Below are 24923 nucleotides of genomic sequence, written 5' to 3' on the forward strand. Positions count from 1 at the left end.
GCGACCTGCGTCCCGCCGCCGACCATGGATGCCATGACGGACGCTTCGGACGCATCCCGTGCACGCTCCTTCAGCTCCGCGGCCGCGCGCTACGCCGACCACCGGCCCGCCTACCCGCCCGCGCTCCTCGACGCGGTGGAGGACCTCGCCGGGTTCCGGCTGGCCGGTGCCCGGGTCGCCGACGTCGGCGCCGGCACCGGCATCGCGACCGCCCTGCTCCGGGACCGGGGCGCCCGCGTCGTGGCGGTCGAGCCCGGGGAGGGCATGGCCGCCGAGCTGCACCGCCGCAACCCGGGGGTGCCGCTCGTACGCGGGGACGGCAACCGGCTGCCGTTCGCGGCGGGTTCCCTCGATCTGCTGACGTACGCGCAGTCGTGGCACTGGACCGATCCGGCCCGCTCGGTCCCCGAGGCGCTGCGCGTGCTGCGGCCCGGCGGGGCGCTGGCCGTGTTCTCGAACGACCCGGACGTCGAGGTCGAGTGGATCGCCGGCCAGCAGGCGCGGATCGAGGCGGCCTTCGGGCCGGGCTGGTACATCAACGAACGCGCCCGTTCGCAGGGCGGACTGGAGTTCACCACGCGCCTGCTGCGCTGGTCGCGCCGGATCCCGGTCGACGCACACCTCGCGAAGCTGTCCACCCATTCCCTGTTCCTCATCGGCGAACCCGGCACGGACGCCTTCCTCGCCGACGAACGGGAGCGCCTGCTGGAGCAGTTCCCGGACGGCTGGATCGAGGAGCACTACGTGGTCGACCTGAGCCTCGCCGTCCGCCCCGAGGACCTGCCGGAGCCGGCATTGCCTGCGGAGTAATCGATCTCCGGAACGTCCGCCGGCATCGTGATCACACCGGCGAGGGGCGCGCACTCGTCCCGCCGCCGGGACGGATTTCTCCAGGTCAGAGGGGGGCGGGTGCGGTCATGGGGCGGGAGCGGCCGGGGTGGCGCCGGCGGCGGGAGCGGCCTGGGGGGAGGCGCCGAACGCCTTGACGGCCTGGTAGTAGGTCCATGCCGTGCTGTCGCAGGAGGCCTTCCTGGCGCCCGTGTACGCCGCGCACACCCGCCGCAGGTCTGCGTGGAAGGCGTCGTCGATGCGGGACTTGCTGGCCGGGAAAGTGCCCGCCGCCTTGTAGTTGCGGTAGCCGAAGTCGTGGCGGGCGCACGCCGTCTGGAAGGGGAAGCCGAAGGGGTTGTCGGGCGAAGAGGAGCAGTAGTCCGTCGACCAGTCGAAGCCGTACGCCGCCCACCGGCCCTGGTCGGCGCGCGCCACGACCCAGGCGTTGTGGCTGGCAAGGCCGGCCTGGGTCCAACTGCTCAGCATCTGCGGCTTGTCGGCCGGTACCGCGGACGCGGGTGCGGGCGCGGCGAGGACGAGGACACCGGCCGCGGCCGCGGAGGCGAGGACGAGGGCAGGACGGCGGCGCATGGGATTCCTCCAGGACGGGAGTCGGGGGAACCGCCCCGGGCAACTCCCGCAGCGACGACGGGATCCAGGTACGGAGCGGGCCATATCGCCGATCCCCACGACGCCTATAACGGAGCGCGCGGCCACGGGTGTCGGTCGGGCTCGGAGTGGAAGCCGGATGGGAGGGGGCCGCCTCGGACGGTCCGGCCGGGCCGGCCGGGCCGGCCGGGCCGAGTGCGGTAGTCGGACCAGTCCTCAGGTACGACTCGGCATCAGACCTCAGGCAGAGCCGACGTTCGTCCTGCGGAGGGACGCGCACACTGGGCATCCTGCCGACACTGGGTCATATGAAGCGCCGTCCCCTCGCCATCGCCGCCGCCACCGTGGGAGTCCTCGCCACGGCCGCCTTCGCGCTGCCGCACCTCCCGCCCAACCCCGTGACCGACTCGATCAACGACCAGGTGTTCAAGGAGAAGAGCAGGCGGTACGCGACCGCCGCCGACGCCCCCGCCCGCGACGCACCCGCCCCGGGCGGGCACACACACGCCGCCCCGGCATCGGCATCGGCATCGGCGTCCGGATCGACGTCGGGATCGGCACTGGCGCTGCCGTCCTGGGTGCCCAAGGACGCCACGGACATACGCATACGCGCGCGCCGCACCGGCGAAGCCCGGCTGATCCGCTTCACGCTGGGGGCGACCCCGCTGAACGGGCCGCAGTGCACCACCGGCGTGCCGAAGCGGCTGCACGGGCGGGTACTGGACGCCCGGTGGTGGCCTCGCGGCACCCGGTTCGAGGAGCAGCCCGAGTGCCGGGACGTCCACCAGTACCAGGTGGCGGTGCGCGGCAAGCGCGTCTACGCGTGGACCGACGGGACGCTCTCCCCCGGGGCGAAGGTGCCCGCCCCGGCGGTCGGCGCGGCGGCCCGCTAGCGCGTCAGCGCGGCCGCGGCGGCCCGGGCGAAGCCCTCCGGGTTGTCGAGCATGATGTTGTGCCCGCAGTCCGGGACGGGGACCACGGCGACGCCGGCGGCCTCCAGCGCCTCGGTCCCGGCGAGGGGGCCGTCGGCCTCGGGCAGCAGGTAGGTGCGCGGAACCTTCAGCTCCAGCAGGAGTTCCCGCATGGTCGGGGTCGTGCCCGCCGCGAGGTGGACGGCCGAGCGGTGCAGGGCGGTGCGGCCGGCCAGCCGCATCGTGGACCACCAGTGCGCGCCCGCCCGGTCGCGTACCTCGGCCCAGCCGCCGGCCAGGAACTCCTCCTCGGTGTAGGAGGCGATCCCGCTGCTGCCGGCGGTCCGGGGAACGAGCGGCACGGGGTCCAGGTTGGCGTCGACGAGCACCAGCCGGGAGACCAGGCGGGGGTACCGGTGGGCCAGCACGATGGCGACTGCGCCGCCCATGCTGTGGGCGATCAGCTCGGCGTCGGCGACACCGGCCGCGTCGAGGGCGCGGGCGAGGGCGTCGGCGTGCGCTTCGAGGGTGTACGGGAAGTTTTCGGGGCGGTCGCTGTGCCCGTGCCCGAGCAGGTCGACCAGCAGGGAGCGCCGCCCGGCCAGCAGCGGGTGGACGGCGCTCGCCGTGAAGTAGGCGGGCGAGGTCGCCCCGAGCCCGTGGACGTACACCCGGGCAGGCTCGGCACCGGGCAGTTCGACCCAGCGGATCCGGTCATCTTCCGGTGTGACGGCGGCACTTCGCACGCTTGTGCTCCCTTGATCGTCGGATGGGACGACCCTAACCAGGGCGGTGAGTGCCTCGTCTACCCTCGTCGGGTGACTACGTACGTGAACCGGCTCGGCGGGGAAGTGCCGCGCATCGCCGAGCCGCCCGCGGGGGCGGCCGTGGCGGTGTGGTCCCTCGACACCACCCTCGACGTGGTCGGCGGCCACCGCGTCGAGGAGGCGCTGTCCCTCCTGGACGAGGGGGAGCGGGAACGGTGCGGCCGGTTCGTGCAGCCCCGCGACCGCCACCGCTACCTCGCCTCGCACGTGGGGCTGCGGGTGCTGCTCGGCGGCTACCTGGGGCTGGCCCCGGACCAGGTCGCCCTGGTCCGCGAGGAGTGCCCGTGCTGCGGCGCCCCGCACGGCCGGCCGGCGGTGGCGGGCGGCGGCGTGCAGTTCTCGCTCTCGCACAGCGACGACGTCGCGTACCTGGCCTTCGCGGCGGTGCCCGTCGGCGTCGACGTCGAGGGGTACCCGAGCCCCGAGGCGACGGCGGACCTACTGGGCACGCTGCATCCGGCGGAGACCGCGGAGCTGACCGCCGTGCCCGCGGCGGAGCGGCCGATGCTGCTGGCCCGGCTGTGGGCCCGCAAGGAGGCCTACCTGAAGGGCGTGGGCACCGGGCTGGCCGGGGGGGTGGCCGAGCCGTACGTGGGCAGCGGCCCGGCCCCGGCGGAGCTCGCGGGCTGGGACCTGACGGACCTCCCCGCCCCGGACGCGTACGCGGCGGCCCTCGCCGTCCGCACGCCCGCCTGACGGACCCGTGGACCCGGCCCCGCGGGCCGGGGCCCGACACCCATCCCGGGGTGCCGCCACGCCGGGTCGGCGCCAACGGCCCCGTTCCCCGCGCAGGCCGTTATCGTGACCGCCATGGACATCCGCCTCGCGCGTACCGTCGCCGAACTCCAGGCCGCGGAGGGCCTCTTCGACGGCCCCGTCCGCCTGGACTGGTCCGAGCGCTTCCTCTCCGCACCAGGACACCTGATGCTCATCGCGTACGTCGACGGCGTGCCCGCCGGCATGGCCACCGGGGTCGAGATGAGCCATCCGGACAAGGGCACCGAGATGTGCCTGTACGAGCTGTCCGTCGACGAGGGCTACCGTCGGCGCGGCATCGGCCGGGCCCTGACCGAAGCGCTCGCCGTCGAAGCCAAGGCGCGCGGCTGCTACGGCATGTGGGCGGGGGTCGACCCCGACAACGAGGCCGCCCTGGCCACCTACTCGGCCGCCGGCGGCCGCGACGAGGGCGTCGCCGCCATGCGCGGCTGGCCCCTGCAGAACTGACCCCTGCCGGGCCCACCCCTGCCGGACTGACCCCTGCCGGGCCACCCCTGCCGGACTGACCCCTGCCGGGCCACCCCCTGCCAGGCCGACCCCTGTCGCGCTGACGTCCCCGGCGGCGTGTCGTGCCACCAGTCGGCGCTCCCGCAGGCCGGTTGAGCCGGCGCGCGACCCCGCGGCGACACCGCACCGGATCTGATGAGACATCAATTCCTGTGTGTTTCGGGCGAAAGGAAGTCATTGACTTCTCATGACCGCGACGCGTCAATGTCGGCCACCGCACCGGCTCGACCTCCTCCCCACAGCGGGTGGGGGGAGGGGTTCGTCTGACGAAGGAGTCGCGACCCAGTGAGTACAACGTTCCGACGGAGAGTGCTGGCCGGGGTGGGCGCGCTGTCCCTGGCGCTGGCGGGCGGCGCGGTCAGCCTGGCCGGCACGGCGCAGGCGGCCACCACGACCACCCCCGTCTTCGAGAACTGCGACGCCCCGGCGCCACAGCCGGACGGTTCGGGGACCCAGAACTACACGGTCACCCTGCCCGACACCGCCAAGTCCGGCGATGTCGTGCCCCTCACCATCGACCCGGGCGCGAGCCCGCTGATACCGGGCTTCTCCGTGACGACGGTGAACACCACCAAGATCACCCTGAAGGTCGGGGCGACCACCCAGGTGGTCACCAGTCCGCCGGAGACCGTCAGCGTCGTGGCCGGCACCCCGCTCGACCCCAAGCCGTTCTCCGGAACCATCAAGATCCCCGACGGCACCGAGGGCACCGCGGTCGACGTCAGGCTCGACCTGGCCGTCACCGACGCGGACCTCAGCGGCTCGGTCTTCACCACGACCTGCACCCCGGCGCCTCGGCCGAGCGCCGCCCTCGGCTCGGTCGCCGTCGAGGCCCTGCCCAAGGACCCGGTCACCACCAGGCTGACGCCGAACAGCGGCAAGGCCGGCACCGCGGTCGTCGTGAACGGCGCCAACTTCCCGGCGGGCCCGGTCACCTGCTCCGCGCTGCTGGCGGGCGCGGCGACCGGTGACACCGGCACCGGTACGGCGGACGCGTCCGGCGCGGCGACCTGCACCGTCACGGTCACCAAGAAGGCCGACGCCATCAAGATCGACGGCTCGGCCGCGCCGTACAAGTCCTTCGTGTTCCTGGAGGACCAGGCCGGCGTGAAGAACCCGATCGACATCGAGGTCCTGCCCGGCACGCTCGCACTCGGCCCCAAGGACGGGCAGCCGGCCGTCTCCTTCCCCTCCGTCACCATCAACGGCAAGTCCCAGTCGGTGGTCGGCGCCTTCAACGCCGCGACCGTCCAGGACTTCCGCGGCGGCACGCTCGGCTGGGACGTGACGGCGACCCGTACGCCGTTCCTGAACCAGACGACCGGCCACTCGATGCCGAAGGCGCAGCTCGGCATCCAGCCGTCCTGCACCGTGACGAACCCGGACAGCCCGAGCACGTGCAGCGCGGGCGCGCCGGGCGCGATCACCGACACGCCGATGAAGGTGGCCTCGCAGGCGGCCGGCGGGGACGAGCTGACCGGCGGTGAGTTCGCCGTCGGCGGCGCCGGGATGATCCAGCTCCCGCCGTTCATGTTCGCCGACACCTACCAGACGGTCGTCACGTTCTCGATCGCCTGACCCGGCAGGGCCCGGCCGACCCCCAGGTGGTGCGGCGCGCGGAGCACCGCACCACCCCCTCGTGCCCGCACCACCCCCTCGTGCCCGCACCACCCCCTCGTGCCCCGCACCGCCCCACGTATCCCGCACCACCCCACGTATCGCGCACATCCCGTATCCGACGCCGCCGACGACGGGGAGAGCCCATGCGCCGCCGCACCCGCACGACTCCGCCCGGCCCGCGCCGCCCGCTCCTCGGCCTGCTGGTCCTGCTCGCGGCGCTGATCCTGCCCGCCGCCCGCCCCCACCCGGCCGCGGCCGCGGACAACGGCACCTGGGGGGTGTTCCCGACCCCGCCGGCCGGCGCCGCGGTGACCGACCGCGCCTACTTCTTCCACCAGGGGGCGGCGGGCACCACCGTCAGCGACAGCGTGACGATCGTGAACTCCTCCGACCGGGAGCGGACCTTCCGGGTCTTCGCCACCGACGCCGTGAACACCCCCGTCGGCGGGGCCTTCGCCCTGCTGCCGGGGGACCGCACCCCGCAGGACGTCGGCGCGTGGGTCGCACTGGCCCCGCAGCCCGCGGCCACCGTGGCCGTGCCGGCCCGCGGCCGCCTGGACATCCCGTTCACCGTGCGGGTCCCGCAGGACGCGGCCCCGGGCGACCACATCGGCGGCATCGTCGCCCTCGGCACCGAGGTGGAGGGCATCCGACCGGACGGCAAGGTGCAGGTCGGGGTCAAGCGCCAGGTCGGCGCCCGGCTGTACTTCCGCGTCCCCGGGCCGCTGGCACCCGGGCTCAGCGTGGAGGACGTGCGGGTGCGGCGGTCCGCGCCGCTGCTGCCGTGGGTGCGCAAGGCCCGCGCCACGCTCTCGTACACCCTCGTCAACCGCGGCAACGTGGTGGTCGAACCGCGGGTGGCGGTCCGGGCCGAGGGGCTGTTCGGCCGCACCGTGCTGGACCGGCCGGCCCGCGAGCAGCGGCTGGTGCTGCTGCCGGGGCAGCGCGTCGAGCTGGCGGAGCCCTGGCCGGACGCGCCGCAGTCGGACCGGGTCACCGTACGGGTCTCCGCGGGGGCGGCGGCCCACCCGGACCTGGCCGCGGAGTCCGTCGTGCGGTTCACCGCCGTGCCGTGGCCGGCGCTCGCCTTGCTCCTGCTGCTCGCGGCCGCGGCCGTCACCGCCCGCATCCTGCACCGCCGCCGCCGTACGCCCGCCCCGGACAAGGCCCCCGACTCCGACCTCGCCCCCGACCCCGCCACGGGCCTGGCCCCGGCCCCCTGAACCGCGGAAACCCCGGCCGTGAGGGCGGCCGGGGGTTTCGCGGGCGGCGGGTTCCGTCGGCGGGCGGGTGTCGGGGGACCGCCCGCCGGCCGGTCAGTGGTTGCGGGGGAAGCCGAGGTCCACGCCGGCCGGGGCCTCGGACGGGTCGGGCCAGCGGGTCGTGACGACCTTGCCCCGGGTGTAGAAGTGGATGCCGTCGTTGCCGTAGATGTGGTGGCCGCCGAAGAGGGAGTCCTTCCAGCCGCCGAAGGAGTGGTAGCCGACCGGCACCGGGATCGGCACGTTGACGCCGACCATGCCCGCCTGGATCTCCAGCTGGAAGCGGCGGGCGGCGCCGCCGTCCCGGGTGAAGATCGCGGTGCCGTTGCCGAACGGCGAGGCGTTGATGAGGGCGACGCCCTCCTCGTAGGTCTCGGTGCGCAGCACGCACAGGACGGGGCCGAAAATCTCGTCGCGGTAGGCGTCGGAGTCGGTCCGGACGTGGTCGAGCAGGGACAGGCCGATCCAGTGGCCGTTCTCGTAGCCGTCGACCGTGTACCCGGTGCCGTCGAGGACGACCTCGGCGCCCTGGTCGGCGGCGCCCTTGACGTACGAGGCGACCTTGTCGCGGTGGGCGGCCGTGATCAGCGGGCCCATCTCGGACGTGGGGTCGTCGCCCGGGCCGATCTTGATCTTCTCGGCGCGCTCGCGGATCTTCTCGACGAGGGCGTCGCCGATGGAGCCGACGGCCACGACCGCGGAGATCGCCATGCAGCGCTCGCCGGCCGAGCCGTAGGCCGCCGAGACCGCCGCGTCGGCGGCCGCGTCCAGGTCGGCGTCCGGCAGCACCAGCATGTGGTTCTTGGCCCCGCCCAGGGCCTGGACGCGCTTGCCGTTGGCGGACGCGGTGGTGTGGATGTAGCGGGCGATGGGGGTGGAGCCGACGAAGGAGACGGCCGCCACGTCCGGGTGCTCGAGCAGGGCGTCGACGGCGGCCTTGTCACCGTGCACCACGTTCAGCACGCCGTCCGGCAGGCCGGCCTCCTTGGCCAGTTCGGCCAGCTTGTTCGCGGCCGACGGGTCCTTCTCGCTCGGCTTGAGGACGAAGGTGTTGCCGCAGGCGACGGCCAGCGGGAACATCCACATCGGCACCATCGCCGGGAAGTTGAACGGGGTGATGCCCGCGACCACGCCGAGCGGCTGGCGGATGGCGGCGACGTCGACCCGGTTCGACACGGACGTCGACAGCTCGCCCTTGAGCTGCGTGGTGATCCCGCAGGCCAGCTCGACGATCTCCAGGCCGCGCGCGACCTCGCCGAGGGCGTCCGAGTGGACCTTGCCGTGCTCGGCGGTGATCAGCTCGGCGATCTCGTCGCGGTGCGCGTCGAGCAGCGCCCGGTAGGCGAACAGCACCTTGGTGCGGGCGGCCAGCGAGGACTGGCCCCACGTCTGGAAGGCGTCCTTGGCGGCCTGTACGGCGGCGTCGACCTCGGCCGTGGAGGCGAGGGCGACCCGGGTGGTGACCTCGCCGGTGGCGGGGTCGGTGACCGGGCCGTAGTTGCCTGACGCGCCCTCGACGGTCTTGCCACCGATCCAGTGGTTGACGGTCTTCATTGCCTTTGCTCCTTCACAGATGGCGACGTCGCTGAGCGGCTTGCCGGTCGTACTCCTCGCGGGCCCGGACCGCTGCCGCACGGGTCGCGGTCTCGGCCACAGGAACATCCCACCACGCCTGTGCCGGGGGCGGGCCCGACACAGTGTCGGGTGTTCGGGTCTGTGCGTAGACACATGTGGGACGGTCGGCCTCCCGCGCCTCGGCAAGGGCTTTGCGCAGGTCACCGATGGTGCGGGTACGGATCACGGCCATGCCGAGGGAGGCGGCGTTGGCCGCCAGGTCCACGGGCAGGGGCGGTCCGGTGTACGAGCCGTCGCCCGCCCGGAAGCGGTACGCGGTCCCGAACCCCTCGCCGCCGACGGCGTCGGAGAGGCCGCCGATGGAGGCGTAGCCGTGGTTGTCGAGGATCACCACCCTGATCGGGACGCCCTCCTGTACCGCGGTGACGATCTCGGTGGGGTTCATCAGGTACGAGCCGTCGCCGACGAGCGCCCACACCGGCCGGCCGGGGTCGGCGAGGGCCACCCCGAGGGCGGCCGGGATCTCGTAGCCCATGCAGGAGTAGCCGTACTCGACGTGGTACTGGTCCGGGGAGCGGGCCCGCCAGAGCCTGTGCAGGTCGCCGGGGAGCGACCCGGCCGCGTTGATGATCACGTCGGTGTCGTCGACCAGGGCGTCGAGGGCGCCGAGGACCTGGGCCTGGGTGGGGCGGGCGGTGTCGTCGGGGGCGTGGAAGGCCTGGTCGACCAGGGCTTCCCAGTAGGTCTTGGCCTTGCGGTACGTCTGCTCGTAGGCGGGGTCCACCCGGTGGCCGGCCAGCTCGGCGCGCAGGGCGTCGAGGCTCTCGCGGGCGTCGCCGACCAGGGGCAGGGCGGCCTGTTTGTGCGCGTCGTACGGGTCGAGGTTGAGGCCGAGGAAGCGGACCCCGGGGTCCTGGAAGAGGGTCGAGGAGGCGGTGGTGAAGTCGGTCAGCCGGGTGCCGGCGGCGATGACCAGGTCGGCGGCGCGGGCCAGGTCGTCGGCGGTGGCGGTGCCGGTGTGGCCGACGGCTCCCACCTCGGCGGGGTGGTCGTGGCGCAGCGCCCCCTTGCCGGCCTGGGTGGCGGCGACGGGGATGCCGGTGGCCTCGGCGAAGTCCCGCAGGGCGTCCTCGGCGGCGCTGTGGTGGATGCCGCCGCCGGCGATCAGCAGGGGGCGGCGGGCTGCCCGGACCGCCTCGGCGGCGGCCTGCAGCTCGGCGGTTCCGGGCCGGGGCCGGCGTACGGTCCACACCCGCTCGGCGAAGAACTCCTCGGGCCAGTCGTAGGCCTCCGTCTGGACGTCCTGCGGCAGGGCCAGGGTCACCGCCCCGGTCTGCACGGGATCGGCGAGGACCCGCATGGCCTGGAGGGCGGCCGGGACGAGGGCCTCGGGGCGGGTGACCCGGTCGAAGTGGCGGGAGACCGGCCGCAGGGTGTCGTTGACGGACACGTCGCCCGCGTGGGGCACTTCGAGCTGCTGGAGCACGGGGTCGGCGGGCCGGGTGGCGAAGGTGTCGCCGGGCAGCAGGAGGACGGGGATCCGGTTGATGGTGGCGAGGGCCGCGCCGGTGACCAGGTTGGTGGCGCCCGGCCCGATGGAGGTGGTGACGGCGTGCGCGGAGAGCCGGCCGCTCTGGCGGGCGTAGCCGACGGCGGCGTGCACCATGGCCTGCTCGTTGCGCCCCTGGAAGAAGGGCATGTCCGGCCGGCCGGTCTCCAGGAGGGCCTGTCCGATGCCGGCGACGTTCCCGTGTCCGAAGATCCCCCAGGTGGCCGCGACCAGCCGCCGGCGGCGGCCGTCCCGCTCGGTGTACTGGCGGGTGAGGAAGCGGACGAGGGCCTGGGCGACAGTGAGCCTCATCGGGTCGTGTCCTCCGCTCGGTAGAAGGGCAGCCGGGGGTCCACGTCCTGGCCGGGCCAGGTGTCCCGGATCCAGGCGTGGTCGGGGTGGTCCCGGATCAGCCACTCCCGTGCCCGGTCCGGCCCCGCCATCACGTTGAGGTAGTACATGTCGTGTCCCGGGGCGGCGATGGACGGCCCGTGCCAGCCGTCCGGGATGAGGACCGCGTCGCCGGTCCGCACCTCGGCGAGGACGTCGGTCTTCCCCGCCGGGGAGGGGCTGACACGCTGGTATCCGAGGCCGGGCGTGTCCCCGTGCGGGGCGATCTCGTAGTAATAGACCTCCTCCAGGCGGGACTCCCGGCCGGGGTCGTGCTCGTCGTGCTTGTGGGGCGGGTACGAGGACCAGTTGCCGCCGGGGGTGAGCACCTCGACCGCGATGAGCCGGTCGCAGACGAAGGCGTCGGCGGCGGCGAAGTTGTTGACCTGGCGGGAGCAGGGACCTGCGCCGCGCAGTTCGACGGGGACGTCGGCGGCCGGACCGTACCGGGCGGGCAGCACCCGCTCGCACACGGCGCCGGCCAGGGCGAACCGGCCTCCCTGCGGGGCGGTGACGGTGCTGCGGCTGCCCCGCGGCAGGTACGCGAAGTCGCTGGCGGCATCGAAGACGGAGGCACGGCCGCGCAGCTCGAACGCGGCGGTGCCGTCCTCGGACGCCCCGGGGGCGCGGGAGGTGCAGCGGACCGTCGCCGGGCCCGCGAGCGGCAGGACGATCCACTCGCACTCCCCCGCCTCGTGCCCGTAGGTCTCGCCGGGGTCGAGGGACAGGACGTGCAGCCGGGCGTGCGGCAGCGCGTGCTCGGCCACGGCCGTCACCCGAGCACCTCCTCGATCTCGGCGGGAAACGGCATCGCCGTCGAGCACGCCAGCCGGGAGGCGACGATCGCGCCGGCCGCGTTCGCGTACCGGAGCACCCGGGGCAGGTCCCAGCCCGCCAGCAGGCCGTGGCAGAGTGCGCCGCCGAAGGCGTCGCCCGCGCCCAGCCCGTTGACCACTTCCACCTCCAGGGGTGCGGCCTCGGCCGCGGTCCCGTCGCGGTGTACGGCCAGTACGCCGTCGGGGCCCCGCTTGACCACGGCCAGCTCGACCCCGGCGGCCAGCAGGGCCCGCGCCGCCGCGTGCGGGTCGGACTCGCCGGTCGCGACCTCGCACTCCCGGGTGTTGCCGACGGCCACCGTGGCCAGGCCGAGGGCCTGCGCGTAGGGCTTCGCCGGGTCCTCCTCCCACAGCATCGGCCGCCAGTCCAGGTCGAAGACGGTGATCCCGGCCTTGGCCCGCGCTTCGAGCGCGGCCAGCGTGGCGGCCCGGCTCGGCTGCGCGCTCAGGCCCGTGCCCGTCATCCAGAACACCCGCGCGGCGCGCAGTGCGGCCGGGTCCAGCTCGTCGGGCCTGATCTCCAGGTCCGGCGCCTTCGGCAGGCGGTAGAAGTACAGGGGGAAGTGGTCCGGCGGGAACACCTCGCAGAACGTCAGGGGGGTGGGGTACGCGGCCACTTCGGCCACCCAGCGGTCGTCGACTCCGAACCGCCGCAGCTCGGCCCGCAGGTACGCGCCGAACGGGTCCGCGCCGGTCCTGCTGATCAGCGCGGTGCGCCGGCCCAGCCGGGCGGCCGCGACGGCCACGTTGGCGGGCGAGCCGCCGAGGAACTTTCCGAAGGTGTCCGCCTCCGCGAGCGGTACGCCCGTTCTGAGCGGGTAGAGATCCACCCCGATCCGCCCCATGGTGATGACGTCGAAAACGACGTCCTCCGCTGTGGTCACAGGCAAGTCCTCCCACTCGTCTCGCACCCTAAGGTGGCCGTCATGACGTCCTCCCCGCCCGCGCTGACCCGTATCCGCATCGGTTCGGCTCCGGACTCGTGGGGTGTCTGGTTTCCCGACGATCCGCAGCAGACCCCGTGGGACCGCTTCCTCGACGAGGTCGCCGGGGCCGGGTACCGGTGGATCGAGCTCGGCCCGTACGGCTACCTCCCCACCGATCCCGCCCGTCTCGCCGACGAGACGGCGAGCCGGGGCCTGCGCGTCAGCGCGGGCACCGTCTTCACCGGACTCCATCACGGGCCCGCCGTGTGGGAGGCGACCTGGGAGCACGTGTCGCGGATCGCGGCGCTGACCCGGGCCATGGGTGCGGAGCACCTGGTCGTCATCCCTTCCTTCTGGCGGGACGACAAGACCGGCAAGGTGCTGGAGGACCGTGTGCTCAGCGCCGCGCAATGGCGTGAACTGGCCACGCAGACCGAGCGGCTGGGCCGGGAGGTGCGGGACCGCCACGGGCTGCGGATCGTGGTCCACCCGCACGCCGACACGCACATCGACACCCCCGAGAACGTGGCCCGCTTCCTGGACGCCACCGATCCGGACCTGGTCTCCCTCTGCCTGGACACCGGGCACTACGCGTACTGCGGCGGCGACAGCGTCCAGGCGATCGAGGCGTTCGGCGAGCGGATCGGCTACCTGCACCTGAAGCAGGTCGACCCGCGGATCCTCGCCGAAGTCGTCGCGGAGCAGCTGCCGTTCGGCCCGGCGGTGGCCCGCGGGGTGATGTGCGAACCGCCGGCGGGGGTGCCCGAGCTGGAGCCGGTGCTCGCCGCCGCCCAGCGGCTCGGCGTGGACCTCTTCGCCATCGTGGAGCAGGACATGTACCCCTGCCCGCCCGACCGCCCGCTGCCGATCGCCCGCCGCACCCGTGCCTACCTGCGCTCCTGCGGCGCCCGCTGACCGCCTGACCGCCTGACCACTGACCGCCCGCATGGAGGGGAACGACATGAGCACGCTCGGAATCGCCGTCATCGGGGCCGGGAAGATGGGCGCCGACCATGCCCGCCGGATCGGTCGGACGGTCGGCGGGGGCCGGGTGGTGGCCGTGGCCGACCCGGACGGGGACCGGGCCAAGGAGGTCGCGGCCGGCCTGGACGGGGCGGGCGCCCATACGGACGCGGCGGCCGCGATCGCCGCGCCGGGGGTGCAGGCCGTGCTGATCGCCTCCCCCGGCCCCGCGCACGAGGAGGCCATCGGGCTCGCCTTGGAGCGGAGGCTGCCGGTGCTGTGCGAGAAGCCGCTGACCCCGGATGCGGCGGGGGCGCTGCGGGTGCTGGAGGCCGAGCAGCGGCTGGGCCGGCGCCTGGTCCAGGTGGGGTTCATGCGGCGGCACGACGCGGAGTACGAGGGACTCAAGGAGCTGCTGGACGCGGGCGGGATCGGCCGGCCGCTGTTCCTGCACTGCCGGCACCGCAACGCTTCCTCCCCGTCCTTCTTCACCGGCGACATGCTGATCAGCGACTCGCTGGTGCACGAGGTCGATGCGACCCGCTGGCTGCTGGGGCAGGAGATCACGGCGGTGTCGGTATTCTCCCCGGCTCCGACCTCGGCGGCCTCGCAGGAGCTGCACGATCCCCGGTTCGTCCTGTTGGAGACCTCCGGCGGGGCCCTCGTCGACGTGGAGGTCTTCGTCAACTGCGGCTTCGGCTACGAGGTCCGGTGCGAGGCCGTCGGGGAATCGGGCAGCGCCTCCATCGGCGAGGAGCGGGCGATGGCCGTCCGGCGGGCGGGGAGCCGGTCCGAGGCGATCCCGCAGGACTTCACCGTGCGCTTCGCCGACGCGTACGACCGCCAGCTGCGGCGGTGGGTGGCCGCGGCCGCGCGGGGCGGGGTGGCCGGACCGGGCGCCTGGGACGGCTACGCGGCGGCGGCTGTCTGCGAGGCCGGGCTCGCAGCCGCGCACAGCGGCCTCCGGACCCCGGTGGAGCTGGTGGAGCGGCCGGCCCTCTACCGCTGACCGGCGGCGGCGCCCCCGTCCCGCGCACCGGACCCCTGTCGGCCCCCGGGCTGCCGCCCGGGGGCGCCCCGGATGCCCAACCCGTCACAGGAGTCCCGGGCGGATCACGCATGTCCGCATCGTGCCGATTTTCCGTCACAGGCATTCGACAAGCCCTGCCCCGTCGTCACAGTCCGTCGTTCCCCGGGCACAACCGGAGTGATCGTCTGTGTCCACGCGCCGGATCCCCCGACGGCCTCCCGGCCGGCCCGCCACGTGGACGAGGAGGTGTCGTCGATGAGCAACGGACAGCTGTGGTCGTACAAGGAGATCGCCGCCCACATCCGGGTCCAGCCGGACTCGGTCCGCTCGTACCGCAAGCACGGGCTGCTGCCCGCACCCGACCACGTCGAGGGCGGCAAGCCCTACTGGTACGCCGACACGATCCGGGCATGGGCGGCCCGCCGCCCCGGCAACCGGCGCCACGACGGCTGACCCCACCGCCACACCCGCCCCCAGCCGCACCACCCCCGCCACCTCCGCCACCCCGCCCGGTACCGCCCCCGGGCGGGGTCCGCCATGCCGGGAAATCGCAGCCGCCTCTCGCGTGATACCCCCTAGGGGTATAGTCTCTGAGTGTCGGGAGGACGGTGGAGGGACAGCCCACGCGCTGCCACCCCTTCCGGCAGCACCGGACGCACCTTCGAAGAGGAGAACGACATGACCGCCGAGACGGACACCCAGACCACCACCGTCTACCGGGTGACGGGCATGACCTGCGGCCACTGCGAGGGCGCGGTGACCACCGAGCTCTCCGCCCTGCCGGGCGTCACCTCGGTCAAGGCCGTCGCCGCGACCGGCGAGGTCACCGTGGTCTCCGCGGCGCCGCTCGCCGACGAGGACGTCCGCGCCGCCGTGGACGAGGCCGGCTACGAACTCGCCGGCCGCGCCTGAGGCCTCCCGCCCTCCGCGGCAGCGCCTCCTGCACTTCCAGCACTTCCAGCACCTCCGCAGCACCCGACCGGGCCGTACCTCCAGCTCATACTGGATCCGTACGGCCCGGATCCCCCTTGGAGCCGGATCATGAGCATGAGCACGAGTACGAGCAGCAGTACGGTGCACGACGGACCCATAGCGGCGGCGCCCGCCGACACCACCGAGGTCGAACTGACGATCGGCGGGATGACCTGCGCCTCCTGCGCGGCCCGCATCGAGAAGAAGCTCAACCGGATGGACGGCGTCAGCGCCACGGTGAACTACGCCACCGAGAAGGCCCGGGTCTCCTACGGCCCCGCCACCTCGGTGGCCGACCTGATCGCGACCGTCGTCAAGACCGGGTACACCGCCGAGGAGCCCCCGCCGCCGGCCCCGCTGCCCGAGGCCGAGGCGGAGGCGGAAGCCGAGGCGCCGAAGCCGGCGGCGGCCGACCCCGAGACGGCCGCCCTGCGCCAGCGGCTGCTGGTCTCCGCCGCGCTCTCGCTGCCCGTCGTGCTGCTCGCCATGGTCCCGGCCCTCCAGTTCGACAACTGGCAGTGGCTGTCGCTGGCGCTCGCCGCGCCCGTGACCGTCTGGGGCGCGCTGCCCTTCCACCGGGCCGCCTGGACCAACGCCCGGCACGGCGCCGCCACCATGGACACCCTCGTCTCCGTCGGCACCCTGGCCGCCTTCGCCTGGTCCCTGTGGGCCCTGTTCCTCGGCCACGCCGGCATGCCGGGCATGCGCCACGGCTTCGACTTCACGATCTCCCGCACCGACGGCTCCTCCGCCATCTACCTGGAGGTCGCCGCCGGCGTCGTCAGCTTCATCCTGCTCGGCCGCTATCTGGAGGCCCGCTCGAAGCGGAAGGCGGGCGCCGCACTCAAGGCCCTGATGGAGCTCGGGGCGAAGGACGTCGCCGTGCTGCGCGACGGCCGGGAGGCGCGGATCCCCGTGAGCGCCCTCGCGGTCGGCGACCGGTTCGTCGTCCGCCCCGGCGAGAAGATCGCCACTGACGGCACGGTCGTCGAGGGCAACTCCGCCGTGGACGCCTCCATGCTGACCGGCGAGTCGGTCCCGGTGGAGACCGGGGTCGGCGACTCGGTCACCGGCGCCACCGTCAACACCTCCGGCCGCCTCGTCGTCGAGGCCACCCGGATCGGCGCCGACACCCAGCTGGCCCGCATGGCCAAGCTCGTCGAGGAGGCGCAGAACGGCAAGGCAGAGGTGCAGCGGCTCGCCGACCGGATCTCCGGGATCTTCGTCCCCGTCGTACTCCTCCTGGCCCTCGGCACCTGGGTCACCTGGCTGGCGATCACCGGCAACGCCACGGCCGCGTTCACCGCCGCAGTGGCCGTACTGATCATCGCCTGCCCCTGCGCCCTGGGCCTCGCCACCCCGACCGCGCTGATGGTCGGCACCGGGCGCGGCGCCCAGCTGGGCATCCTGATCAAGGGGCCCGAGGTGCTGGAGTCCACCCGCCGTGTCGACACCGTCGTCCTCGACAAGACCGGAACGGTCACCACGGGCCGGATGGCGCTGGCCGGAGTGCACCCCGCCGAGGGCACGGACGAGGGGGAGCTGCTGCGCCTCGCCGGCTCCCTGGAGCACGCCTCCGAGCACCCGATCGCCCGCGCCATCGCCGCCGGGGCGGCCATGGGGAGCGCCGGCGCCCTGCCGGTCCCGGAGTCCTTCGAGAACCTCGCCGGGCTCGGCGTCCAGGGTGTCGTGGAGGGCCACACGGTCCTGGTGGGCCGCCCCCGGCTGCTCGCCGACCGGTCGATCCCGCTGCCGGCCGGCCTCGCCGAGGCCAAGGCGGCCGCCGAGGCCGAGGGCAGCACCGCCGTCCTCGTGGCCTGGGACGGCGTGGCGCGCGGGGTCCTGACGGTGGCCGACGCGGTCAAGGAGACCAGCGCGGAGGCGGTGTCCCGGCTGCGGGCGCTCGGCCTCACCCCGGTCCTGCTGACCGGCGACAACCGGGCCGTGGCCGAGACGGTGGCCCGCGAGGTGGGCATCGACGAGGTGATCGCCGAGGTGCTCCCGCAGGACAAGGCCGCGGTCGTACGCCGCCTCCAGGCCGAGGGGCGTACGGTCGCCATGGTCGGCGACGGCGTCAACGACGCGGCCGCGCTCGCCCAGGCCGACCTGGGCCTGGCCATGGGCACCGGTACGGACGCGGCCATCGAGGCGAGCGACCTGACCCTCGTACGCGGGGACCTGCGGGTCGCGGCCGACGCGATCCGGCTCTCCCGCCGGACCCTCGGCACCATCAAGGGCAACCTGTTCTGGGCCTTCGGCTACAACGTGGCGGCGCTGCCGCTCGCCGCGGCCGGCCTGCTCAACCCGATGATCGCAGGGGCTGCGATGGCTTTCTCCTCGGTTTTCGTGGTGACGAACAGCCTGCGTCTGCGATCCTTCCGCTGAGGCGTCCCTCCTCGCTCTGCGCACACTTTCTTCACAGGAGACGCAAATCACAGTGATGGCAACGTAACCATTGGGCCCCGCAGTGGGTCTAATGGGGCGATGCCGGAACGTCTTGGGGGACGTTCGACGGGGGTCTTGGGGGACATCCGTGGCATCGGCCGGCCGGGACGCGTGCTCAACGGGGTGCTTTGAGCGGCCCTCCCGACCCGTACGGGTCCCGGCAGACACCCGACCGGAGCGCACCCGGCCTGCGCTCCTCGCCGACACCCGGCTCGGATCCCGTGGGGGGAATCCGGCGCCGGGGAAAGGGAAAGCGCCCCGTCCGTCGACCCGTGGGGGGATCGACGGCGGGGCGCTTTCCGCTGTTCCGGGGCCGGGCAGGCCGCGTACGGCCGGCCCGTCGGCTCGGGACCGCTGGGGTCAGCGGGCCTCGACCGGCACGAAGTCGCGCTCGACGACACCGGTGTAGATCTGGCGCGGGCGGCCGATGCGGGAACCCGGCTCCTTGATCATCTCGTGCCACTGGGCGATCCAGCCGGGCAGGCGGCCGAGCGCGAAGAGCACGGTGAACATCTCGGTCGGGAAGCCCATGGCGCGGTAGATCAGACCCGTGTAGAAGTCCACGTTCGGGTACAGGTTGCGCTGGATAAAGTAGTCGTCGGAGAGCGCGTGCTCCTCGAGCTTCAGGGCGATGTCGAGCAGCTCGTCGGACTTGCCGAGGGCCGAGAGGACATCGTGCGCCGCAGCCTTGATGATCTTCGCGCGGGGGTCGAAGCTCTTGTAGACGCGGTGGCCGAAGCCCATCAGGCGGACGCCGTCCTCCTTGTTCTTCACCTTGCGGATGAAGGAGTCGACGTCGCCCCCGTTGGCCTGGATGCCCTCGAGCATCTCCAGCACGGACTGGTTGGCGCCACCGTGCAGCGGGCCCCACAGGGCCGAGATGCCGGCGGAGATCGAGGCGAACATGTTCGCCTGGGAGGAGCCGACCAGGCGGACCGTGGAGGTGGAGCAGTTCTGCTCGTGGTCCGCGTGCAGGATCAGCAGCTTGTCGAGCGCGGAGACCACGACCGGGTCGAGCTCGTACTCCTGGGCCGGCACGGAGAAGGTCATGCGCAGGAAGTTCTCGACGTAGCCGAGGTCGTTGCGCGGGTAGACGACCGGGTGGCCGACCGACTTCTTGTACGCGTAGGCCGCGATCGTCGGCAGCTTGGCCAGCAGGCGGATCGTCGAGAGGTGGCGCTGCTTCTCGTCGAACGGGTTGTGGCTGTCCTGGTAGAACGTCGACAGCGCGCTGACCACGGAGGACAGCATGGCCATCGGGTGGGCGTCGCGCGGGAAGCCGTCGTAGAACCGCTTGACGTCCTCGTGCAGCAGGGTGTGCTGGGTGATCTCGTTGCGGAAGGACGCGAGCTGGTCGACGGTCGGGAGCTCGCCGTTGATGAGCAGGTAGGCGACCTCGATGAAGGTCGAGCGCTCCGCCAGCTGCTCGATCGGGTAGCCGCGGTAGCGCAGGATGCCCTGCTCACCGTCGAGGTAGGTGATCGCGGACTTGTAGGCGGCGGTGTTGCCGTAGCCGCTGTCCAAGGTGACGAGCCCGGTCTGGGCCCTCAGCTTCGAGATGTCGAAGCCCTGGTCACCGACGGTGCTCTCGACCACCGGGTAGGTGTATTCACCGTCCGCGTACCGGAGTACTACAGAGTTGTCGCTCACGTCATCCCTCACCGACGTAGTGCCTCTTCTTCGAGGTGCCCTGACTTCCTCTACCTTCCCCCATTTGGCGCAGGAGAGTGCACTCGGGGTCGGCCTTAGGCATTTTCGACGGCACTGAGTGCCGTCAACCTGCTTATCCTGCCTCCTCCGCGCCAAATGCGGAAACCCTAGGCGATGTGTCCCGCCGGCATGCGGCCGGACAGCCTAGGGGCGACCGCCGTGAACCTCCTGCCTGCGGAAACCGTACGTACCGCCTGGGCCAGGGCTTTCCGGGACCCGACCAGGACGACCAGCTTCTTCGCCCTCGTCACCGCCGTGTAGAGCAGGTTGCGCTGGAGCATCATCCAAGCCCCGGTGGTGACGGGGATCACGACCGCCGGGTACTCGCTCCCCTGGGAGCGGTGGATGGTGACCGCGTACGCGTGCGCCAGCTCGTCCAGCTCGGAGAACTCGTAGCCCACCTCCTCATCTTCCTCCGTCCGCACGGTCAGGCGCTGTTCGACCAGGTCAAGGGCGGTGACCACACCGACCGTGCCGTTGAAGACGCCGTTCGCGCCCTTCTCGTAGTTGTTCCGGATCTGGGTGACCTTGTCCCCGACCCGGAAGACCCGGCCGCCGAACCGCTTCTCGGGCAGGTCGGGCCGGGCCGGGGTGATGGCCTGCTGGAGCAGGCCGTTGAGGTTCCCCGCGCCGGCCGGGCCGCGGTGCATGGGCGCGAGCACCTGCACGTCACGGCGCGGGTCGAGGCCGAATCTGGCCGGAACGCGGCGCGCGGCCACGTCCACGGCGAGCCGGCCGGCCTCCTCGCCGTCCTCCTCGGGGAAGAGGAAGAAGTCCGGCAGCCCGTCGGTCAGGGGCGGCAGGCCGGTGTTGATCCGGTGGGCGTTGGTGACCACGCCCGACTGCTGGGCCTGGCGGAAGATCCTGGTCAGGCGGACCGCGGGCACGGGGCTGCCGTCCGCCAGCAGGTCGCGCAGCACCTCCCCGGCACCGACCGAGGGCAGCTGGTCAACATCCCCGACCAGCAGCAGGTGCGCGCCCGGCGCCACCGCCTTGACCAGCTTGTTCGCCAGCAGCAGGTCCAGCATCGAAGCTTCGTCGACCACGACCAGGTCGGCGTCGAGCGGCCGGTCCCGGTCGTACGCGGCGTCCCCGCCCGGTTTGAGCTCCAGCAGCCGGTGGACGGTGGAGGCCTCGGCACCGGTCAGCTCCGACAGCCGCTTCGCGGCCCGGCCGGTGGGCGCGGCGAGCACGACCCTGGCCTTCTTGGCCCGGGCCAGCTCCACGATCGAGCGCACGGTGAAGGACTTGCCGCAGCCGGGCCCGCCGGTGAGGACGGCGACCTTGCGGGTCAGCGCGAGCCGGACGGCCTCGCGCTGTTCGGGCGCGAGATCGGCCCCGGTGCGCGCGGCCAGCCAGCCGAGGGCCTTGTCCCAGTCCGCCTCCCGGAACGACCCCATCCGGTCGTCCTCGGCGTTCAGCAGCCGGCGCAGCTGGCCCACCAGCGAGAGCTCTGCCCGGTGGAAGGGCACCAGGTAGACCGCGGTGAGGTCCGGCCCGCCGTCCGGGTCGGGCACGGATTCCCGTACGACGCCCTCCGGGTCGGCGGCGAGTTCCGCGAGGCACTCGATGACCAGCCCGGTGTCGACCTGGAGCATCTTGACCCCGTCGGCGATGAGCCGCTCCTCGGGGAGGAAGCAGTGGCCTTGGTCGGTGGACTGGGACAGGGCGTACTGGAGCCCGGCCTTGACCCGGTCGGGGCTGTCGTGCGGTATGCCGACGGCCTGCGCGATGCGGTCCGCGGTCAGGAAGCCGATGCCCCACACGTCGGCGGCGAGCCGGTAGGGCTGGTTCTTCACCACCGAGATGGAGGCGTCGGCGTACTTCTTGTAGATGCGGACCGCGATGGAGGTGGAGACGCCGACGCCCTGGAGGAAGACCATGACCTCCTTGATGGCCTTCTGCTCCTCCCAGGCGGCGCCGATCATCCTGGTCCGCTTGGGTCCGAGGCCGGGTACCTCGACGAGCCGCTTCGGCTCGCTCTCGATGACGTCGAGCGTGTCGGTGCCGAAGTGCTCGACGATCCGGTCGGCGATCCTCGGGCCGATGCCCTTGATCAGGCCGGATCCGAGGTAGCGGCGTATGCCCTGGATGGTGGCGGGGAGCACGGTGCGGTAGTTCTCCACCGTGAACTGCCGGCCGTACTGGGGGTGGGAGCCCCAGCGGCCCTCCATGCGCAGCGACTCGCCGGGCTGGGCCCCGAGCAGCGAGCCCACGACCGTGAGCAGGTCGCCGCTGCCCCGGCCGGTGTCGACCCGGGCGACCGTGTAGCCGTTCTCCTCGTTGGCGTAGGTGATGCGCTCGAGCACCCCCTCGACCACCGCCAGTTGCACCGCCCCGTTGGTTGTCATGGCACGAAGTTACCGTCCGGCTCGGACAGCCCGGCAGACCTGTGGAAAACCGTGCCGCGCCACGAGAAGGGGGCCCGGCCGGCGGACGGTGTCCTGGCGGCCGGGCCCCCTCACGGTTACCCCTCCCGTGCCGGACTTCCCGATCCCCCCGGATCCCTCCCCGGAAGTGCCGACGCACCGTACGACCCTGCTGCGTGCCCCCGAGGTTGCACCCCTAACCGGAACTTTACGTTTCCATTACCCCGGGCCACCCCAGGGTGCCTCCCCCAATGCCCGCAAGCCGCCGTGAACCAGGCGTTTCACCCGGGCCGCCGCGCGCTATCCTCGGGCGCCATGGACACCTCCGGCGGACAGGTGGGGCTGCGGGATCCGGAACCCGGCGAGCTGGGCTGGATCGTGCAGCGGCACGGCGCGCTCTACGCCGCCGAGTACGGCTGGAACACCGACTTCGAGGCCCTGGTCGCCCGCATCGTCGCGGACTTCGCCGGGGACCACGACCCGCACCTGGAGCGCGTCTGGATCGCCGAGCTGGACGGCCGGCCGGTCGGCTCGGTGATGTGCGTCCGCGAGGACGGCTCGCCCGGCACGGCCCGGCTGCGCCTGCTGCTGGTGGAGCCGGAGGGCCGCGGGCACGGCATCGGGACCCTGCTGGTCGGCACGGTCGTCGCGTTCGCCCGCTCGGCCGGCTACCGCGAGCTCGTGCTGTGGACCAACGACGTGCTGACCTCGGCCCGCGCCCTGTACCAGCGCGCCGGGTTCACCCTGGTCGCCGAGCGTCCGCACCGCTCGTACGGCGTCACCCTCACCGGGCAGGACTGGCGGCTGCCCCTGCAGGACGACTCCCCGCACTGACGGACGGCGCCGGCGCCGGCGTCTGCGTCTGCGCCCCGCGGGGCAGGTCCGTACGGGCCGCCGCCGCAGCCGTCCGCGGCCGCGCCGGGGCCAGCGAGGTCAGCGCGACCCCGCCCACCAGCAGCACCGCCGCGACCCAGCGCAGCCCGGACACGCCCTCGCCCAGCACCAACGCCGCCGAGGACATCCCGAACACCGGCACGAGCAGCGAGAACGGGGCGACGGCCGAGGCCGGGTAGTGCCGCAGCAGGTACCCCCAGGCGCCGAACCCGAACACGGTCGCGACCCAGGCGACGTACGCGATGACGCCCACCCCGGACCAGTCCAGGGCCCGCAGCGCGGCGAGATCCCGCTCCGGCCCCTCCAGCAGCAACGACAGCCCGAGCAGCGGCAGCACGGGCACGGTGCACACCCAGACCATGAAGTTCAGCGCGTCGGGCGGGGCCGCCTTGCGGGTCAGCACGTTGGACACGCCCCAGCAGGCGGCGGCCGCGACGACCAGCGTGAAGCCGAGCACCGGCCCGGAGGCGCCCCCGTCCGCGGCGGCCACGGCGATCCCGGCGAGCGCGACGGCCATGCCGGCCAGCCGGACCCGGCCGGGCCGCTCCCGCAGCACGGCGGCGGCGAGGACGGCGGTGAAGACGGCCTGGACCTGGAGGACGAGGGAGGACAGCCCGGCCGGCATCCCGGCCGCCATCCCCGTGAAGAGCAGGCCGAACTTGGCGATGCCGAGGGCGGCTCCGACGCCGAGGACCCACTTCCACGCGACCTTCGGCCGCCCGACGAAGAACACCGCGGGCAGCGCGGCGGCGAGGAAGCGCAGGGCGGACAGCAGCAGCGGCGGGAAGTGGCCGAGCCCGATCTGGATGACGACGAAGTTGAAACCCCAGACGGCGGCGACGAGTACGGCGAGAGCCGTGTGAACGGGACGCATGCTCCGAGCATCGGCGCCGCCACCATGTAGCACCAGCGCGGATCTCTTCCGCGATGGATGAAGCATTGCTTACGGTTGGGGCATGCTCGACCTGTCCCGGCTGCGCGCCCTGCACGCCGTCTCCGTCCACGGCTCGGTCGCAGGCGCGGCGGCCGCCCTCGGATACACCCCCTCGGCCGTCTCCCAGCAGATCGCCAAGCTGGAACGGGAGACCCGCACCACGCTGCTGGAGCGGCGCGGGCGCGGGGTCGCCCTGACCGAGGAGGCCTGGCACCTGGCCCGTACCGCCCGCGAGTTACTGGCGATCGTGGAGCGGGCCGAGACCACCCTGGAGGAGCGCCGCGGGCAGCCGAGCGGACTACTGACCGTGGCGGCGTTCGCCTCGGCGGCGCGCGGCCTGCTGCCCGGTGTGCTGGCGGACCTGGCGCGCCGTCATCCGGCCCTGGACGTACGCCTCACGGAGGTGGACCCCCACCTGTCGGTGGACCTCGTGGCCCGCGGGATCAGCGACCTGGCGGTGGCCCACGACTGGGACATCGCCCCGCTGCCCGCCCCCGAGGGCGTCGAGCAGGCCGTGATCGGGGACGACCTGTGCGACCTGGTGGTACCCGCAGGGCACCCGTTCACCACTCGGGCCGTCATCCGCCGGTCGGACCTCGGCGGCCAGCGGTGGGTGTGCCAGCCGCCCGGCCGGGTCTGCCACGACTGGCTGGTACGAACGCTGCGCACGGCCGGCTTCGAGCCCGACATCGCCCATGTGGCCGAGGAGAACCACACGATCGCCGCCCTGGTCGCGGCCGGGCTCGGAGTGGCCGTCGTCCCCCGGCTGGGCACCGGCGCACTGCCGCCCGGCGCGGTGGCCGTGCCGCTCGAACCGGGCCCCGTACGCAGGCTGTACGCCCTGTGGCGGACGGGAGCGGCGCGCCGGCCGGCGATCACCGAGGCCGTACGCACCCTGCAGGAGCACTGGGCCGGGGCCGCAGCCCGTCCGGGGGACCCCGGACGTGTCCTCAACGGCGGGAGCACGGCCCCGCAGTAGGGTCCGG

Annotated in this window: 21 protein-coding genes and 1 pseudogene; 13 read left to right on the forward strand and 9 right to left on the reverse strand. The window is 73.4% G+C overall.

Annotation, left to right across the window (positions count from 1 at the left end):
- Positions 1-33 precede the first annotated feature (33 nt).
- Positions 34-810, forward strand: a complete 777-nt coding sequence (locus AC068A_RS02495) for a class I SAM-dependent methyltransferase (RefSeq protein ID WP_478579626.1) — start codon at positions 34-36, stop codon at positions 808-810.
- Positions 811-915: 105 nt separating this feature from the next.
- On the opposite strand, the gene AC068A_RS02500 is transcribed toward AC068A_RS02495, so the two are convergent.
- Positions 916-1422 (reverse strand): phospholipase, encoded by a 507-nt coding sequence (locus tag AC068A_RS02500; RefSeq protein ID WP_478579628.1) that lies wholly within the window; start codon positions 1420-1422, stop codon positions 916-918.
- A 326-nt stretch (positions 1423-1748) separates the two neighbouring features.
- Between AC068A_RS02500 and AC068A_RS02505 the strand changes: the two genes are divergently transcribed.
- On the forward strand, positions 1749-2333 hold the full coding sequence (locus AC068A_RS02505; protein WP_478579631.1) for a hypothetical protein: 585 nt from the start codon (positions 1749-1751) through the stop codon (positions 2331-2333).
- Here the strand turns inward: AC068A_RS02505 and AC068A_RS02510 are convergent.
- Entirely contained in the window at positions 2330-3097 is a 768-nt protein-coding gene (locus AC068A_RS02510; RefSeq protein ID WP_478579632.1) for an alpha/beta fold hydrolase, read from the reverse strand. The two genes, AC068A_RS02505 and AC068A_RS02510, sit on opposite strands and share 4 nt — an antisense overlap.
- A 72-nt stretch (positions 3098-3169) precedes the next feature.
- Here AC068A_RS02510 and AC068A_RS02515 point away from each other — a divergent pair, with 72 nt between their 5' ends.
- The 4 genes from AC068A_RS02515 (at position 3170) to AC068A_RS02530 (ending at position 7305) form a co-directional block, all read left to right on the forward strand.
- On the forward strand, positions 3170-3874 hold the full coding sequence (locus tag AC068A_RS02515) for a 4'-phosphopantetheinyl transferase family protein (protein ID WP_478579635.1): 705 nt from the start codon (positions 3170-3172) through the stop codon (positions 3872-3874).
- 114 nt (positions 3875-3988) lie between these two features.
- Positions 3989-4402: an N-acetyltransferase family protein gene (locus tag AC068A_RS02520; protein WP_478579639.1), complete on the forward strand. Its 414-nt coding sequence runs from the start codon at positions 3989-3991 to the stop codon at positions 4400-4402.
- Positions 4403-4747: 345 nt separating this feature from the next.
- The gene (locus AC068A_RS02525) at positions 4748-6040 is read left to right on the forward strand and encodes a hypothetical protein (RefSeq protein WP_478579642.1); all 1293 of its coding nucleotides are present in this window, start codon (positions 4748-4750) and stop codon (positions 6038-6040) included.
- 185 nt (positions 6041-6225) lie between these two features.
- Positions 6226-7305 carry a WxL protein peptidoglycan domain-containing protein gene (locus AC068A_RS02530; protein WP_478579644.1) on the forward strand — a complete coding sequence of 360 codons (1080 nt, stop codon included), beginning with the start codon at positions 6226-6228 and terminating at the stop codon, positions 7303-7305.
- A gap of 93 nt (positions 7306-7398) precedes the next feature.
- On the opposite strand, the gene AC068A_RS02535 is transcribed toward AC068A_RS02530, so the two are convergent.
- Genes AC068A_RS02535 through iolC form a run of 4 tightly spaced genes read right to left on the reverse strand, consistent with a single transcriptional unit; the run spans position 7399 to position 12539 of the window.
- On the reverse strand, positions 7399-8898 hold the full coding sequence (locus AC068A_RS02535) for a CoA-acylating methylmalonate-semialdehyde dehydrogenase (RefSeq protein WP_478579647.1): 1500 nt from the start codon (positions 8896-8898) through the stop codon (positions 7399-7401).
- Positions 8899-8911: 13 nt separating this feature from the next.
- On the reverse strand, positions 8912-10780 hold the full coding sequence (gene iolD / locus AC068A_RS02540; protein ID WP_478579650.1) for a 3D-(3,5/4)-trihydroxycyclohexane-1,2-dione acylhydrolase (decyclizing): 1869 nt from the start codon (positions 10778-10780) through the stop codon (positions 8912-8914).
- Positions 10777-11634: a 5-deoxy-glucuronate isomerase gene (iolB, locus tag AC068A_RS02545; protein ID WP_478579653.1), complete on the reverse strand. Its 858-nt coding sequence runs from the start codon at positions 11632-11634 to the stop codon at positions 10777-10779. The genes iolD and iolB overlap by 4 nt, the downstream gene beginning before the upstream one ends.
- Positions 11631-12539, reverse strand: a complete 909-nt coding sequence (gene iolC / locus AC068A_RS02550; RefSeq protein WP_478580073.1) for a 5-dehydro-2-deoxygluconokinase — start codon at positions 12537-12539, stop codon at positions 11631-11633. The genes iolB and iolC overlap by 4 nt, the downstream gene beginning before the upstream one ends.
- Before the next feature lie 81 nt (positions 12540-12620).
- On the opposite strand from iolC, the gene AC068A_RS02555 reads away from it, so the two are divergent.
- From AC068A_RS02555 to AC068A_RS02575, 5 genes are all read left to right on the forward strand, one after another.
- The gene (locus AC068A_RS02555) at positions 12621-13535 is read left to right on the forward strand and encodes a sugar phosphate isomerase/epimerase family protein (protein ID WP_478579655.1); all 915 of its coding nucleotides are present in this window, start codon (positions 12621-12623) and stop codon (positions 13533-13535) included.
- Positions 13536-13581: 46 nt separating this feature from the next.
- Positions 13582-14592 carry a Gfo/Idh/MocA family protein gene (locus tag AC068A_RS02560; protein ID WP_478579656.1) on the forward strand — a complete coding sequence of 337 codons (1011 nt, stop codon included), beginning with the start codon at positions 13582-13584 and terminating at the stop codon, positions 14590-14592.
- Positions 14593-14868: 276 nt separating this feature from the next.
- Entirely contained in the window at positions 14869-15066 is a 198-nt protein-coding gene (locus AC068A_RS02565) for a helix-turn-helix transcriptional regulator (protein WP_478579659.1), read from the forward strand.
- Positions 15067-15291: 225 nt separating this feature from the next.
- Entirely contained in the window at positions 15292-15525 is a 234-nt protein-coding gene (locus tag AC068A_RS02570; protein WP_478579661.1) for a heavy-metal-associated domain-containing protein, read from the forward strand.
- A 135-nt stretch (positions 15526-15660) separates the two neighbouring features.
- Entirely contained in the window at positions 15661-17970 is a 2310-nt protein-coding gene (locus AC068A_RS02575) for a heavy metal translocating P-type ATPase (protein WP_478580075.1), read from the forward strand.
- A 420-nt stretch (positions 17971-18390) separates the two neighbouring features.
- On the opposite strand, the gene AC068A_RS02580 is transcribed toward AC068A_RS02575, so the two are convergent.
- Entirely contained in the window at positions 18391-19680 is a 1290-nt protein-coding gene (locus tag AC068A_RS02580; RefSeq protein ID WP_361915118.1) for a citrate synthase, read from the reverse strand.
- Between the two features lie 167 nt (positions 19681-19847).
- Positions 19848-22091, reverse strand: coding sequence for an SF1B family DNA helicase RecD2 (gene recD2 / locus AC068A_RS02585; RefSeq protein ID WP_478579665.1), 2244 nt, complete (start codon positions 22089-22091; stop codon positions 19848-19850).
- A 354-nt stretch (positions 22092-22445) separates the two neighbouring features.
- Here recD2 and AC068A_RS02590 point away from each other — a divergent pair.
- A pseudogene (locus AC068A_RS02590) lies at positions 22446-22943 on the forward strand (GNAT family N-acetyltransferase); the annotation flags it as partial.
- Here AC068A_RS02590 and AC068A_RS02595 read toward each other — a convergent pair.
- A complete protein-coding gene (locus tag AC068A_RS02595) occupies positions 22894-23877 on the reverse strand; it encodes an EamA family transporter (RefSeq protein ID WP_478579667.1) in 984 nt (327 codons plus the stop codon). The pseudogene AC068A_RS02590 and the gene AC068A_RS02595 sit on opposite strands and share 50 nt — an antisense overlap.
- Positions 23878-23959: 82 nt before the next feature.
- Between AC068A_RS02595 and AC068A_RS02600 the strand changes: the two genes are divergently transcribed.
- A complete protein-coding gene (locus tag AC068A_RS02600) occupies positions 23960-24916 on the forward strand; it encodes a LysR substrate-binding domain-containing protein (RefSeq protein WP_478579670.1) in 957 nt (318 codons plus the stop codon).
- The last annotated feature ends 7 nt before the right edge of the window (positions 24917-24923 follow it).

This window comes from Streptomyces sp. NPDC043854, assembly GCF_056436005.1.

What these genes read in the sequence shown, in the direction of transcription:
- AC068A_RS02495 (WP_478579626.1), top strand. Translation starts at nt 34, where the DNA reads ATGACGGACGCTTCGGACGCATCCCGTGCACGCTCCTTCAGCTCCGCG.
- AC068A_RS02500 (WP_478579628.1), bottom strand. Translation starts at nt 1,422, where the DNA reads ATGCGCCGCCGTCCTGCCCTCGTCCTCGCCTCCGCGGCCGCGGCCGGT.
- AC068A_RS02505 (WP_478579631.1), top strand. Translation starts at nt 1,749, where the DNA reads ATGAAGCGCCGTCCCCTCGCCATCGCCGCCGCCACCGTGGGAGTCCTC.
- AC068A_RS02520 (WP_478579639.1), top strand. Translation starts at nt 3,989, where the DNA reads ATGGACATCCGCCTCGCGCGTACCGTCGCCGAACTCCAGGCCGCGGAG.
- AC068A_RS02530 (WP_478579644.1), top strand. Translation starts at nt 6,226, where the DNA reads ATGCGCCGCCGCACCCGCACGACTCCGCCCGGCCCGCGCCGCCCGCTC.
- AC068A_RS02535 (WP_478579647.1), bottom strand. Translation starts at nt 8,898, where the DNA reads ATGAAGACCGTCAACCACTGGATCGGTGGCAAGACCGTCGAGGGCGCG.
- iolD (WP_478579650.1), bottom strand. Translation starts at nt 10,780, where the DNA reads ATGAGGCTCACTGTCGCCCAGGCCCTCGTCCGCTTCCTCACCCGCCAG.
- iolC (WP_478580073.1), bottom strand. Translation starts at nt 12,539, where the DNA reads ATGGGGCGGATCGGGGTGGATCTCTACCCGCTCAGAACGGGCGTACCG.
- AC068A_RS02555 (WP_478579655.1), top strand. Translation starts at nt 12,621, where the DNA reads ATGACGTCCTCCCCGCCCGCGCTGACCCGTATCCGCATCGGTTCGGCT.
- AC068A_RS02560 (WP_478579656.1), top strand. Translation starts at nt 13,582, where the DNA reads ATGAGCACGCTCGGAATCGCCGTCATCGGGGCCGGGAAGATGGGCGCC.
- AC068A_RS02565 (WP_478579659.1), top strand. Translation starts at nt 14,869, where the DNA reads ATGAGCAACGGACAGCTGTGGTCGTACAAGGAGATCGCCGCCCACATC.
- AC068A_RS02570 (WP_478579661.1), top strand. Translation starts at nt 15,292, where the DNA reads ATGACCGCCGAGACGGACACCCAGACCACCACCGTCTACCGGGTGACG.
- AC068A_RS02575 (WP_478580075.1), top strand. Translation starts at nt 15,661, where the DNA reads ATGAGCACGAGTACGAGCAGCAGTACGGTGCACGACGGACCCATAGCG.
- recD2 (WP_478579665.1), bottom strand. Translation starts at nt 22,091, where the DNA reads ATGACAACCAACGGGGCGGTGCAACTGGCGGTGGTCGAGGGGGTGCTC.
- AC068A_RS02595 (WP_478579667.1), bottom strand. Translation starts at nt 23,877, where the DNA reads ATGCGTCCCGTTCACACGGCTCTCGCCGTACTCGTCGCCGCCGTCTGG.
- AC068A_RS02600 (WP_478579670.1), top strand. Translation starts at nt 23,960, where the DNA reads ATGCTCGACCTGTCCCGGCTGCGCGCCCTGCACGCCGTCTCCGTCCAC.